This window comes from Spirosoma radiotolerans, assembly GCF_000974425.1.
GTDB classification, from domain to species: domain Bacteria; phylum Bacteroidota; class Bacteroidia; order Cytophagales; family Spirosomataceae; genus Spirosoma; species Spirosoma radiotolerans.
This window is the reverse complement of the sequence record NZ_CP010429.1, coordinates 4,073,851-4,087,961: the sequence shown is the minus strand read 5'-3', so window position 1 is coordinate 4,087,961 and position 14,111 is coordinate 4,073,851. Positions and strand designations below refer to the sequence as shown.

Here is a 14,111-nt window from a genome sequence, read left to right as displayed (position 1 = left end):
CTAAACGATAGTTTACCTGACAGTATCAACTACTTACATGGAAAAAGTAGCATTCAAGAAGCAAGGCAGATGTGCCGAACGGGTAAGCGCTGTTTTTTACGCGTCGTTCATTATTCTTCTGGTACTCTCGCTGGCAGCCTGCGAAGAAAAAAAACAGGCAAAAAAAGTAAATCCCTATTCGGGACCAATTGAAGAAATCAATGATGTACGCCTGCTCTACAGCGAAGCGGCTAAATTAAAGGTCAAACTGACAACAGCCAAGCAGTTTCGATACATGAATGAGAATCGACGTTATCCCAAACCGGTCTATATTGTTTTTTATAACCCAACGGGCGAGGAAGTTACGACTATCCGATCGGATTCGGGCCAGTATGACAAGGCTAAAGATTTATACATTGTGATGGGAAACGTGGTCGTCGTTAATAAGCAAAAGCAGGAAAAGCTACTCACCCCAGAACTAAACTGGAAACCACAAACCAAAAAAGTCTTTACCGATAAGCGAGTGACTATTCTGAGCCAGCTAACCGGTGAAAAACTTTATGGAATTGGGCTGGACGCGAATCAGGACTTTAGTCAATACTCGATCCGCAAACCGACGGGTATATTCAACATGGAAGGCGGAATTTGACCTCTGTCAGCTATTACCTACTTTTTGCACGCATTCAAAATGGGCGTAACGTCTTTTACGTTCGTCAATTTCGTTTCGCCCCCCCATTCATTATACATATAAGTAATTAACTCAGCCACCTCCAGATCACTAAGTTGAGGTTGCGCGGGCATGGGCCGGTTGTAAACTTTGCCATTGACCACAATCTTACCCTGCTGGCCATACCGAATCAAACAGATTACGCTCTTCTTATCCCTTAAATAATCTGACCCGGCAATAGGCGGATAAAGCGAGGCAACTCCCTGGCCCTTATCCTGGTGGCAGTTGGCGCAATTATTTTTGAAAATAAGAATACCTTCTGTAATGTACCGCTGCCGCTTGATTTCTTCGTCGGTCTGACACGACACAAGAGAAATAGAGACAAAAAGGATACCGACAAGTCCGCTCAGGCATCTGTTCATGGTTTGTACTCGGCTAGCAACCGATTCATGTCGGTCATTAATTTGTCAACCCCGGTTTCGGTCGTACCATCATAAATTCCCCGAATATGCTTGGCTTTGTCGACTAAAATAAAGGCACCACTGTGCACAACGCCCCCCGGTGCTGTTGAATCAGCCTGCGCCGTTACCATATAACTGTTCTGTCCAATGTCGTAAATTTTCTCGCGGTCGCCGGTAACAAACAACCACTGACGACCCGTTACGCCCAGGTTCTGCGCAAATTCTTTCAGCACTGATACTGAATCGTGCGCCGGGTCGATGGTGTGCGAAAGCAGCATGACGTCAGGATTGCCCTTAAACTTCTCGTACACCCGCTTCAATTGTACCTTCATTTTAGGACAAATTGTCGGACAAGTGGTGAAGAAGAAATCGGCTACGTAAATCTTGTTATCGAGCGTTTTGGCCGTAACCGTATCGCCATACTGACTAACAAACTTGAAATCCGGAACGGACTGGTAAACGGAATCAGTTACTGATTTGCCGTCAACGGTTTTGGTGACGGCCTCCCGCTGGCCCAAAATGGGAAGTTTGCTATCCGTCGAATTGCACGAAGCGAGGGTGATGAGTGAGCCAATAAGGAGAAACCAGGTATTATTTCTTCCCCAAAAACTGACGTGCCTGTTCGATACTGGTGTTAACTTTTGTTTTGACATCGGTAATTTGGTCTTTTTGACCGTTTAAATAGCGTAGTGCATCGTCAGAGGATAGTTTAGCGAGCGTATCTCCATTGTAATGGCCCATCCAATCCATCATCAAACTATCGGCCACATCCAGGTTACGGTGCAATCGACTGGCTTGCTCTTTTTCCTCATCGGTGCGCAGAGTAGCCGCTGCAGAGCCACCGGCTTTGAGGCTATCGAGTGAGGTAATGCGTTTTTTCAGTTGTTTTCGCAGCTTCATAATGTCATCAATCTTAGGCATCACTTCGTCATGAATGGCAAAGACTTCGTTTTCGGTTTCTTTAACCGTTTCCTCATCCGAATGGCAAGCGCCCAAAAAAACAGAAAATGTAAGGAGACTGGCAAGTAGAACTATGCGTTTGTGCATTACAAATAGGTGGTTTACTCAATATAATAATGGATGATGCGCCAGAGTTTGCCGGCACATCATCCATTATCGGGCTGTTGACACAGCTCGTTGTTTTAAAATTTCACGAGCATTCTTAAGTGCGCTGGCCGATGGATTCTTGCCGCCGATCATCTGGGCAATTTCATTGACGCGCTCGTCGAGCGTTAATTTCTTAATACGACTGACTGTTTTAGCCGCCGAGTGGTCTTTGTAAACAAAGTAGTGTGCAGTGCCCTGACCAGCTATCTGATGGAGGTGCGTAATGGCGATAATCTGGTGACTATGCGCCATATCGCGCATCATATTGCCCATTTTAATCGCAATCTCGCCTGATACACCGGCATCAATTTCATCGAAGACGATTGTGGGTAAAGAGCGTTTGCTTGCCAGTATGTATTTAATGGCCATCATCAGGCGCGAAAATTCACCACCCGATGCCACATTTTTTAACTGTTGCGGTTTAACGCCTTTGTTAGCACTAAACAGGAACGAAATCGTATCGACACCCGTTGGCGTGGGCTTACCGGTTTCGGCATGAATTTTCAAGGATGCATTGGGCATACCGAGGTCATTCAATAAGTGGCCGATTTCGGTTTCTATCGGTTGAAGAACAGTGTTTCGGGAGGCCGATAGGGCGTTGGCACTGCTTTGAAGCTGGGCACGAGCTGCGTCGGCCTGGGCTTTCGCATCCGTCAGGGCATCGTCTAGGTTTAACACTTTGCTCACCTTCAGGCCAAGTTCATCACGTAGGGCAATCAGAGCCGCTACGTCTTTTACCTGGTGTTTTGTCTGAAGCTGATACATCAGGTTAAGCCGTTCGCGAATGGTTTCAGCGCGGGTATCATCAATGTCGACGCGATCCTGTTCGATGCTGATTTCATCCGCCAAATCACGTAACTCAATCAGACTGCTTTGCGCCCGTTGCAATAATTGCTCGTACTGATTCGATAATTTACTGATATACGCCAGGTTGCTGACTGTACCTTTCAAAAAATCAATAACCGACTGTTCCGTGTTATCCAGGTATTCATACGCTACCTGCAGACGTTCCTTAATGTCTTCGGCATTTTCAAGAATCGTCAATTCCTGTTCGAGCGATTCCTGTTCATCGGGTACCAACTGCGCTTTGACCAGCTCTTCGTACAGGAAGTTGTTGTAATCAAACTCTTTGCGCATGGCCGACGCTTCGGCCTGCAGCTGATCATAATGCGTTTTTTTTGCCCGGTAAGCTTGATAGTCAGAACGATATGCACGAAGTTGCGCTTCGTTTTGGGCATAAGTGTCAACAATCTCTAACTGATATTCATTAGAGCCCAGCAAAACCGAATCATGCTGGGAGTGGATGTCCATCATCTGGCTGGTGACGCGCCGAAGCGTCTCCAGATTAACGGGCGTGTCGTTGACAAACGCCCGTGACTTTCCACTCACGCCAATTTCGCGCCGAACGATGCAGGAATCCGAATAATCCAGCTCTTCTTCTTCAAAGATTCGTTCGATCTGATAGCCGGATACCCCAATGGTACCCTCGATGATACATTTCTGTTCGGGGTTATACAACACCCGCGTATCGGCCCGATTGCCAAGCAGCAACCCGATAGCCCCCAATATAATTGACTTCCCGGCTCCTGTTTCCCCCGTGACAATATTGAGTTCACGGTCGGGCGAAAGCTCGAGTTCGTCAATTAACGCATAGTTTTTTATGAGTAAATGCGAAAGCAAAATCAGTGATGGTTAGCAGTAAATAGGTAACAGCGATAAAGACAAATTTACTCCCTGATTACGCTTTACTGTATTAATTTTCGGTAGTTTTCGGTCTTGCCTGGGTCCAGATAAGAAAGTAAATCGAATGCTTGCTTTCGCTCTGCAGGTGTACCTTCATATAGTATGTTATACAACTCCAGCCATTTAGCCTCGAAGAACGAGCTAATCAGGACGGAGTTTGGCAACTGTAAACCAATCGTGCGGATGGTAGACAGTAAGGCAAGTGTCTGTTTCCGTACCTGTACGGGGTTCGAGGCAAAAACGTCCAGCCCTTGCCGGTGATAAGTATACAAGCCATCCCGAAAAGGAATTAGCTGTTGGTTCTGCATATTTTCGATAAGCCAGTACCGGTTTCTGCGATCTCCTCCGTTTTGCCAGGCTCCATTTGCCGAGCCTTGCTGAGCCAGGTTTGTGATCGTATAAGCCCGTTGCACATACGGATTTCCCCCCTGCTTACTGAAGGTGTCATAATCGACGGCCAGGATCACATTGGCATAAAAGGCCAGAAGAGATGTTAAATCGTCGGTGAATTGATTGTCCCGGAAATAGACAGGCGTTGTTGGCAGATAAACAAAGTTAAACGCCCGGTCGACATAAGTAAAAGTGGTTGTTTCATAGTTCGTGCCATACACTGGTCGCGTCACTGTAATCTGTGCCGTTGCTTCAAATACACCTTGTGTCAATGATTTCAGCAGGTTTATGTTTAGCGAGCAGTTGATCCGTTCCGAAACGCCAAACTGATCATTGCTCCAGCGCCGGTTGTTCATGAATTCGGTGATAATCCCCTTCAACTGGTTTAAATAGGCGAAATCAGTTTTTTGCTGAGCAAATAACTGATCTGAGTTGACGGTTACCTGACAATTTAATTCCTGAGCCTGGACGGAACCAATCAGGCAACTCAACAGCAGGGCGATTCGTATTGCTTTCATTATTTCTAGCGGTGTAGTCGCTATATACCTGTTTATCAGAGCGATTTCTTAACTAAACTTACCAAATCCTGTGCCACTTCATCCTTCGATTTTAGGGCAAATTCATGGATTTGTTCGTCTTTATCAATAACGGTGATTTTGTTGGTGTCGTGCCCAAAGCCCGCTCCTAAATCGCGAAGTGAATTTAATACAATCCAGTCTAAGTTTTTAGCGTAAAGTTTTTTCAATGCGTTCTCGCGTTCATTATCTGTTTCCAGCGCAAAACCCATCATCAACTGTCCCGGCTGTTTGCGGGTGCCAAGCGTGGCCGCAATATCAGTAGTCTTGGTCAGCTCCAGTGAAAAGAATGTTTCTTTTTTCTTTATTTTCTGATCGGCGGGGTGGGCGGGCGTGTAATCAGCAACGGCCGCGCTCAACACCACAATATCGGCGTCGGCGAAGGCCATCTGTGTAGCCTCAAACATCTCCTGCGCCGAGCGAACATCAACCCGCTGAATAGACGGATCGGGGAGGGGCAAGGATGTTGGCCCACTCACCAGGGTAACGATGGCACCCGCTTTGGCAAAAGCATTAGCAATGGCATAACCCATTTTGCCCGTTGAGTGATTGCTGATGTATCGAACCGGGTCAATGGGTTCCTGAGTTGGCCCTGCCGTGATCAATACCCGCTTTCCGGATAAACCTGACGGCGCTGAAGGCACTGCCCAGAACGCATTGAGCTTCGCCAGAATGAGTTCTGGTTCAGCCAGTCGGCCTTCCCCAATTAATCCACTGGCTAATTCGCCGTACTCAGCCTCTATAATGTGGTTGCCAAATGATTCGAGTCGGCGTAGGTTGTCAACCGTAGTTCGATGATGATACATGTCGACATCCATGGCTGGCGCAAAAAAGACCGGACAACGGGCTGACAGATAGATAGCTGATAGTAAATCATTGCAAAGCCCTGTGGCACAGCGGGCTATTATATGAGCTGAAGCGGGTGCTATCACAAGGGCATCGGCCCAGAGACCGAGATCCACGTGATTATTCCAGCTGCCATCGCCAGGACGATCGCTTTGGGTATTCACAAACGCGGATAGCACGGGCCGTTTGGACAGAGTGGCCAGCGTAAGGGGTGTTATAAACTGCTGGGCTGAATCGGTCATGACGACCTGTACCTCGGCGCCTGCTTTCACCAACAGCCGAACCAGCAGGGCCGATTTGTAGGCTGAAATGCTACCCGTAACTCCCAAAAGAATTCGCTTGCCCGCTACTGACATAAAAAGTGTTGAAGTGAGATTTACAACAAGTTGTGGCCTTAAACGCCAGCCAATTAAAACACCAATGACCGCACAGCCTATACCGTGCGGTCATTAAAAGTTTATACCATGAAGTATTATTGTTGAGCGTCCTCGTCGCTGTAGCGCCAGTAAACTTTACCCTCCAGAAACTCATCGGTTGCAATAGAGGTTGGTTTCGGCATGCGCTCGTAAAACTTCGAAATTTCGATCTGTTCGCGGTTTTCAAAAACTTCTTCGAGGTTATCAACCGCCGAAACGAATTCCGACAATTTGTTGCTTAACTCTTCTTTGTTTTTGGTTGCAATCTGACGAGCGCGTTTCGAAATGATCGATACCGATTCGTACAGATTCCCGGTTTGACCCGCTATCTTGTCGCTATTGCGGGTAATAATCGATGGATTTGTTGCCATAATGATTAAATCTCGGTATTTGGTTTATGGATACGGAATTGTATTGACAAGGTTTGTCGTGCAAACCCTTAAACCGTACCCTGTGTTAATTGGCTGCCGTCACCTTTGCCGGGCGGTTGGCATCTTTTAATCGTTCTTTTTCCTTTTCACGCTCCTGCTCCAGCTTATCCAGACGTTCGATTTCTTTCTGGCTGGTTTCAAACATCTTCTCCGATTGCTTCAGGAATTGGCTATTGGGATACTTATCAATAAACGCCTGGTGATAACTGATTGCCTCCAAATAACGTTCCTTCTGCTTGGTTTCCAGACTGTTTTGAGCCAGACTGAATTCCGCATCAACTTTTAGAAACGCCAGTTCCTCATTGTATTGCGAGTCTGGAAACTCCTTTTGAAAGTTGTTAATGGCAATAACGGATGACTTGTAAGAGGCAATGTTAAAGCCGCTGGTTTTATAATACAATTTAGCTTTTTCGTATGCTTTACGTTCCAGCTTCCCGCGCAGTTCAAGAATCAGTTTGGTTGATTCATCCTTGTATTTGCTGTCGGGATAAGCGTTGATGAAGTCTTGAAGGGCTGATGTCGCCGTCAAGGTATTCGATTGGTCAAGATTAAACGAAGGCGTATCTTTATACAGTGAGTAAGCATACATATACATAGCTTCCTGAGCGTAGTCGGAACGCGCAAACGTCTCATAAAATTTCTTGAACAGTGTAGCACTCAGCAAGTATTGCTGTTGCTGATATTGCGTGTAGGCATAATAGAACTGAGCCATTTCTGACTCGGTGCTGCCTTTCAATACGGGAATTAACTCTTCGAATAGTAACCCTGCCCGGTACCAGTCTCCTTTTTTATAATACTGTATGGCACCTTTGTACTTCTCGTCATCGCTCCCACTTTTCTGTAGTTTTGAAAACGGGCTACATGATCCAAGCAGAAACGCTACCCAAATCCCCAACAGAATTTTACCAATATGACGGTGTTGCATATGTTTGCAAAGATACAAAAAAAATATAGGCTACACCGTTAAAACGACGATGTAGCCTGCTATAGTTCTTAAAATGATCGCTGACCTGATCCGTTTATGCTATTTTAACATATTGGATCGACTTTACTGGTGGCGAACGAGCAACCGTTTGGTCGCTACTTTTTTGCCATCCACTGAGAGTTGGTATAAATAATAACCTGTGTCGAGAAGGCGCGTTCCAATCCGAACTCTGGTTGCATTCCGTTCCAGTTCATACTCGGCAATGGGCGCCCCCAGCACGTTTAATAGAATCAGCTTCGCATCACCTGGTCCGGAAAACTGATAGTCCAGTTCGGCAACATCGTCAGCAGGATTCGGATAGGCATTGGAGACCCACAATTTGTCTGCTGTATACAGTCTATTTTCCGATTTCCCTTCCTGCACTGAAGTCGCTGGGCGAGCTACGCTTTCAACCGCTGCTGTATTGTCGACCGCTGGTGTTTTGGTGCCTGAACGGGCCATTAGCAGAGAGCGATAATGTTCGTTGATGGCGCTGTTCTTGTGCAGTGTCATTGATCGATCAAGCCCCGACAACGTTGGGTTTGGGGCAATCGAAAAGCGTTGCGCCGGTAAACCCGTCGTTGTTTTGCGTACTGATGGAGTACGACCCAGTTCGAGTCGGCTTCCTTTACGAGCATCCGAATCTCGCTGGGCGACTTGCGCCTGAAGCGGGATCGTTGCCGTTAGCAAGCCCATCAATACACCAATAAGTATAGTTTGTTTCATGTAAGTCTACTTCATGTACGCATGTATTCACCACAAACCTATTCATCTTAAAAGACAAAGTCAACGGGCTATTGTCTAAAAAATTGTTAAATGAGTGAATTATTGGTGTTAATAGGTCAATTAATAGTCTTTTGAACCAATTTTTGGGCCAAAGGTTTAACTGTTCCTTTATTTTTTAATGGTTTTCTAATTACCGGTTGTTCGGCTGGTGGTTTTTCCAACCATAAAACTTGATTTTTTGTTGGCTTTTCAACCTCGCGCCAGCGGAATCCGTCCAGTTGTTGCACTTCTGGTGTTAATTCTTTTGGTGGAATCAGTTGGGAATCCGGATGGCCATAAAACCGGATTTTGCCAACTTTGTTGTCATTAAATTCAATGTTCATTCGGCTTGATTCAACGTGGTTCAGGCCAATTAATTTGTTTTTTTCATCGACCGCGTAATAAAGGCTCTGGCCGTTCCCTTCAACAAGAACCCGATCAAGCACAGTTTGCTCCTGGTGCAAAACGGTTGTTGAAACAGGTGCCTCTCCTTTGGGAATTAATACGCGCTTAATAGGCAGTTTCGTTGCAACAGATGAAACGGAACGTGGTGCAGTGCCCGCAGCTGTTGTGGTTGAGACGGGTAAATCGGCTCCGGTAACAGTTGTCGATACAATTTTTGTGGCGAAATAAGCCGTTACCGTTCGCCCTTTGATCTGGTTGTAATTCTTGAGTGTATCGAGGGAAATAACAAATGATTTTGTCTTTAAAAACAGGGTATGAATTTTATTGTTTTTCATCACAGCCCGCATTGAATCAGCTTCCATCTGGTATTTATTCTGACTCCAGACAATTGGTTTTTTATAAAAATAAATAGTTGAATCGGCTGTGTCGTAAATGAGAGAATCACACTTGCTCTGAAGGTCCGATTTATATATAAATACGTTTTTCTGGCCCAGCAACCGGCGCGTATTTGTTAGTTTGTTATCGAAAGAAAATAAGGTGTCGGCCCGCAAAAAGAGTGTATCTTTTGTCGTCTCATTCGCCAGACTTTTGGCTACCGGATGGCCTGTCACGCGCGAGATACCCGCCTTCCCGTTATACCGAACATGATCACCCAGAATTACCGCCTGCCGGTCTTTGGCTACCATAATCACATTGCCTTTGGCGATGCCCAGCTCTGTAACATTGTCGTAATAAAGGCTATCGCCTGTGAGCCGGTATTTAGGCGTTTCGACCGTAGCCCGGCGCTGAAAGTTTGAAATCCCCGTCGTTGTGTTGTATTGCCCTTCAATGGCCGTCAGAACCCCGTCCTTGTTCGTAATGCGGGTTGGTCCCTGAAAGATTGCCATTCGGGTCAGGGAGTTATAAAGCAGCGAATCAGCTACGAGCGTCCCTTTGGGGTTGACTAATCGAACGTTTTGACGGAACGTAAACAGCTTACTGCGGGTGTCGTAATACCCCTCGCGGCTGGTCAGTATATTTTCTTTATCTACAATACGACCGGGCGTTGGGTAATGCGCAATGCCCGATAGCATGTCGTAATCAAGCTGAGCAGTCGTCAGCGTCATTTTGCGATCACGCATGCTGACATGGCCGCGCATATTGGCCTGACGGACGTTACCGTAGTAAAACATAGTATCCCCCTGAACCGTAATTGTATCGCCTTGTATGATCTTTACATGGCCATAGGCTTCAATTACGTTAGTAGTTGCGTTTTGAATCGCGAGGTCACAGAACATGAGAACCCCCTTTTGCCGAAACCTGACGTTGTTGTATATTTTACGAACAACCTGTCCTGGAACCGTCATGCCCACTAAGCTGTCAGCACCCGGAAGTAGCTCAACTTTGTCGGCTACAGCCCCTGGTGCCGCTGGATGACCGGGCAAAGGAGGCCCGACCTGTGCCAGTGAATTAGCCGAAACAAGCCATGAACAGAGAAGAAGAAAAGCGGCAAACAAACGAATCATACTGACAAAACTACGGCTTACGGCCGACTCCATATGGTTGAATCGGAATTTTTAGGATTTATTAACGACAATCACCTGTTCGAATCAACGGATCAGGTACTACTGGCCGTGAGTGGTGGACTGGACTCCGTCGTGATGGCGGAGCTTTTTCATCGAGTTAATCAACCCTTCGCTATTGCCCACGTAAATTTTACTTTGCGGGCCTCAGATTCCGATGAGGATGCGGTTTTTGTTGAAAACATGGCAAAACGGTATGGGGTTCCGTTTCATCTGGTGTGTTATGATACAACAACTGTTGCAAAGGAGCGAGGACTCTCTATTCAGATGGCTGCCCGCGAACTACGCTATACCTGGTTTGATCAACTGCTTCAGGACTATTCGTACGCCTGCCTCGCCACGGCGCATCACAAAAATGATGTACTTGAAACGCTGCTGCTTAACCTGACGCGGGGAACCGGGCTAGCGGGTTTACACGGGATTTTGGCGCGGCAGAACCAGATCGTTCGTCCATTGTTATTTGCCACCCGTGAACAACTGGTAGCTTTTGTAAACGAAGCGGGTTTGCTCTATCGGGAAGACAGCTCGAATGCAGACGATAAGTACGCCCGCAATCGAATTCGCCACTATGTAGTGCCTATACTCAATGACCTGAACCCAGGTTTATGGCAAACGGTACCCCGCACTGTTGAGCGACTTCGAGCCGCCGAAGTGCTCATGCGTACCGAGCTCGACCGGTCCTGGCAGACCGTTGCCGAGGTCCAAGACGAAGGCATACTGCTGCCAACCGAAAAATTACTGACCCTGCCTGAGTTGACGTTTCGGTTGATGGAGTGGTTGAAACCGATGGGTTTTACGACCGATCAGACCCGGCAAGTCGCCGATATGCTGAACAAACCCACCGGCCATGTCATACAATCGACTACGCATCGTGTCGTCCACGAACGAGCAGGACTGTTCATCGAGGTTTTACCGGAACAGGTTGATATTAACTTGGTATTGAGCGATTGGCCTACTGAAGTGCTAGACGTATCGAAAGAACGTACCCTGACAATTAAGAAAACGGCTAAACCCGCTGAATTCAATCCTGCTCCTGATCCAGCCATAGCTAGCCTGGATGCTGATCAGCTTACCTTTCCGCTCCGTATTCGCCGGTGGAAACAGGGCGATAAGGTACAGCCTCTGGGGCTTAAAGGGCATAAATTAGTCAGTGATCTATTAAATGATCTGAAACTCAGTCGCTCAGAACGGGAGCAAACCGTTGTCCTGCTATCGGGTGGCGAGATTGCCTGGGTGGTCGGTCGGCGGATTGGGCATCGGTTTAGAGTAACGGCTCAAACCCGGCAAATCGCTCAGTTCAGTTACAACAAGAAGTAGGCAGGTACCTGTATAAAGGCTTAAAACAAGTAAATTGCCTGGTATTTCAAGCGAATCGTATCCCTATTCAAAAAAGTTGGCATCTTATTTGATGAGATTTGAAGGAGCCCCAAGTTTTATTAACTCAATAACATCCATGAACCGAATTGTATGTGTCTTGCTACTGGCAGGACTGGCCTTCTGGAGTCTGACTGCTCAGGCACAAAGTGCGCGACTACGAGCGGCAAACAAGCAATTTGATAACCTTAGTTATGTCAGCGCGGTGCGGGCATACGAGGAGTTTCTGCGAACTGATAAAAAGAAGGACCCTGCCGAAACGCGGGATGCGATGATCAAACTTGGTTATTGCTACCGCAAGCTGGAGGATACGCGAAACGCCGAACGTATTTATAGCGAACTGATAAAATCAAATACGGACCTTGATAGTGAAGTATACCTGTATTATGCCCAATCGTTGGCTCAGAATGGCAAGTACCGGGAATCGCAAAAAATGTATAGTCAGTATGGCGAGAAGCAAAAAGAAGATTTACGGGGGCGTCGTTTCACGGTCTCTTACATGGATATGAGTCGATTCTATCAGGATTCATCGTCTTATCGTATCGCTAATTTACCGATCAACTCGCGTCAGGCTGATTTTAGCCCTATGTATTATAAGAACGGACTGGTTTTCGTATCGGCTCGTGATGAGTCAGGACCGGTAAAACGGGTGTTTAACTGGAACCAGACGCCTTTCCTGGACCTCTATTTCCACCCCGATACGAACCAATTGCGCGTTCCGGGTGCCGACCTGAACCGTTCACCCAATTCCGCCGTATTGGGCGGTGGTAGTGAAAATAAAGTGCAGGGGACTGATGTCACAGCGGAAAATACGCCCCTGACGAAAGCTGAAATATTCAGCCGTACCCTCAATACGAAGTATCATGAAGGGCCAATGACGTTCACCAGAGATCAGAACTTCATTGTTTTCACCCGCAATAACTCCAGCAAAGGAAAATCGGGTAAAAGCTCAGACGGCGTTAAAAAGTTGAAGTTGTATTCTGCCGTAAACAAGAATGGGAAGTGGGTTGATATTCAGGATTTGCCGTTCAATAGCAATGAATACTCCGTAGGTCACCCCGCTTTCTCCTTCGACAACACAAAAATGTATTTTGTGTCGGACATGCCGGGTGGATACGGCGGTACGGATATTTACGTCGTTGAGTTCAACAACGGCCAGTGGGGAACGCCTGTTAACATGGGTAAAGAAATTAATACCGAAGGAAACGAGATGTTTCCGTTTGCTGCCGAGGGAGACAATCTCTATTTCTCATCGGATGGACACGAAGGTCTGGGGGGGCTGGACGTTTTTGTGGCCGAGCTTAAAGATGGAATTGCCTATAAAGGCGTTCAAAATGCCGGGGCGCCCATCAACTCCGAAAAAGACGATTTCGGGTTTATCACCGACAAAGGCCGTACAAGTGGCTACTTCAGTAGCAACCGTAAAAAAGGAATCAGCGATGACGATATTTATTCATTCCGGCGTACCTGCAAGCAACTGAACATTCTGGTCTATGACGCTAAAACGAGTACACCCCTCGAAAATGCAGACGTTCGCATTTTGCGGAACGGAGTTAACCAGGAATTGCGCATCACTAATACGAATGGTCGAACCGATTTATGCGTAGACTCAAACACGGAGTATGAGTTCAGGGCCATTAAAGAAGGATACGCCATGAACAGCGTTCGGTTTTCAACCCTGACGCAATCGCCAAAGCCTGTTCTCAATGTGTCAATCTATCTGGAGCGCTCCGAAAATACGGTTGTTAAAGGGGTAGTTAAAACCGAAGTGAATCAACAACCGGCAACGGGCGTGAAAGTGACGCTACGGAATGATAAGGATAAATCAGAGCAAACCGTGACAACAGGCCCCGATGGAGGTTATGAGTTCGATATGAAACCGGGCGCTCCGTATACAATTACGGCTCAAAAAGACCGCTACGCGACCAAGAAAGCACAGTATAGTAAAACGAAGCGAAAAGGTCAGTTAGTTACTGATTCACTCGGCTTATACGGGGTTGGTGATGTGTTTCAGTTGAAAAACATTTATTATGACCTGAATAAGTTCTTTATTCGTGCTGATGCGGCTCGTGAGCTTGATCATGTCATGGCTATTCTGAAGGAATATCCCAAAATGCAAATCGAGTTGCGTTCGCACACGGATTCGCGGGCTACGGATACCTACAATATTCGGTTATCGGAGAATCGGGCGAGAGCTGCAATGGATTATTTAGTGTCGCGTGGCATTGCCGCTAATCGCTTAATGGCTCGTGGTTATGGCGAATCGGAAATTATTAATGGTTGTATTGATGGGGTGAATTGCTCGGAAGGAGAACACCAGCAAAACCGCCGGACAGAATTCAAGATCATAGCGGTGCAGTAAGAAATCAATGTAAAGCCTAAAAAAAAGACCCTGCCAAACAGGGTCTTTTTTTTAGGCAACTGTG

At 46.7% G+C, this 14,111-nt stretch carries 13 protein-coding genes; 3 read left to right on the top strand and 10 right to left on the bottom strand.

What is annotated here, in order from left to right; translation table 11 throughout:
- The first annotated feature begins 37 nt into the window (after window positions 1–37).
- Window positions 38–628 (top strand): LPS export ABC transporter periplasmic protein LptC, encoded by a 591-nt coding sequence (lptC, locus tag SD10_RS16665; RefSeq protein WP_052731211.1) that lies wholly within the window; start codon window positions 38–40, stop codon window positions 626–628.
- Window positions 629–645: 17 nt separating this feature from the next.
- On the opposite strand, the gene SD10_RS16660 is transcribed toward lptC, so the two are convergent.
- From SD10_RS16660 to SD10_RS16615, 10 genes are all read right to left on the bottom strand, one after another.
- Window positions 646–1,068: a c-type cytochrome gene (locus SD10_RS16660; protein ID WP_046575236.1), complete on the bottom strand. Its 423-nt coding sequence runs from the start codon at window positions 1,066–1,068 to the stop codon at window positions 646–648.
- Window positions 1,065–1,760 carry an SCO family protein gene (locus SD10_RS16655; protein WP_046575234.1) on the bottom strand — a complete coding sequence of 232 codons (696 nt, stop codon included), beginning with the start codon at window positions 1,758–1,760 and terminating at the stop codon, window positions 1,065–1,067. Before SD10_RS16655 ends, SD10_RS16660 begins: the two co-directional genes overlap by 4 nt.
- Window positions 1,699–2,154: a hypothetical protein gene (locus SD10_RS16650; protein WP_046575233.1), complete on the bottom strand. Its 456-nt coding sequence runs from the start codon at window positions 2,152–2,154 to the stop codon at window positions 1,699–1,701. The genes SD10_RS16655 and SD10_RS16650 overlap by 62 nt, the downstream gene beginning before the upstream one ends.
- A 66-nt stretch (window positions 2,155–2,220) precedes the next feature.
- A complete protein-coding gene (recN, locus tag SD10_RS16645; protein WP_046575231.1) occupies window positions 2,221–3,894 on the bottom strand; it encodes a DNA repair protein RecN in 1,674 nt (557 codons plus the stop codon).
- Between the two features lie 65 nt (window positions 3,895–3,959).
- Complete coding sequence (porD, locus tag SD10_RS16640; protein WP_082111622.1) at window positions 3,960–4,865, bottom strand: type IX secretion system protein PorD; 906 nt, start codon at window positions 4,863–4,865, stop codon at window positions 3,960–3,962.
- A 35-nt stretch (window positions 4,866–4,900) separates the two neighbouring features.
- Complete coding sequence (gene coaBC / locus SD10_RS16635) at window positions 4,901–6,124, bottom strand: bifunctional phosphopantothenoylcysteine decarboxylase/phosphopantothenate--cysteine ligase CoaBC (protein ID WP_046575228.1); 1,224 nt, start codon at window positions 6,122–6,124, stop codon at window positions 4,901–4,903.
- Between the two features lie 116 nt (window positions 6,125–6,240).
- Complete coding sequence (locus SD10_RS16630) at window positions 6,241–6,555, bottom strand: DNA-directed RNA polymerase subunit omega (RefSeq protein ID WP_046575226.1); 315 nt, start codon at window positions 6,553–6,555, stop codon at window positions 6,241–6,243.
- A gap of 85 nt (window positions 6,556–6,640) precedes the next feature.
- Entirely contained in the window at window positions 6,641–7,540 is a 900-nt protein-coding gene (locus SD10_RS16625; protein ID WP_046575225.1) for an outer membrane protein assembly factor BamD, read from the bottom strand.
- Window positions 7,541–7,663: 123 nt separating this feature from the next.
- The gene (locus SD10_RS16620) at window positions 7,664–8,305 is read right to left on the bottom strand and encodes a T9SS type A sorting domain-containing protein (protein WP_046575223.1); all 642 of its coding nucleotides are present in this window, start codon (window positions 8,303–8,305) and stop codon (window positions 7,664–7,666) included.
- Window positions 8,306–8,421: 116 nt separating this feature from the next.
- Window positions 8,422–10,287, bottom strand: coding sequence for an OstA-like protein (locus tag SD10_RS16615; protein WP_227698990.1), 1,866 nt, complete (start codon window positions 10,285–10,287; stop codon window positions 8,422–8,424).
- Here SD10_RS16615 and tilS point away from each other — a divergent pair, their 5' ends adjacent.
- Together tilS and SD10_RS16605 are read left to right on the top strand one after the other, a co-directional pair.
- Window positions 10,288–11,628, top strand: coding sequence for a tRNA lysidine(34) synthetase TilS (gene tilS, locus SD10_RS16610; protein ID WP_046575221.1), 1,341 nt, complete (start codon window positions 10,288–10,290; stop codon window positions 11,626–11,628).
- A gap of 136 nt (window positions 11,629–11,764) precedes the next feature.
- Entirely contained in the window at window positions 11,765–14,047 is a 2,283-nt protein-coding gene (locus SD10_RS16605; RefSeq protein ID WP_046575220.1) for an OmpA family protein, read from the top strand.
- Window positions 14,048–14,111 lie beyond the last annotated feature (64 nt).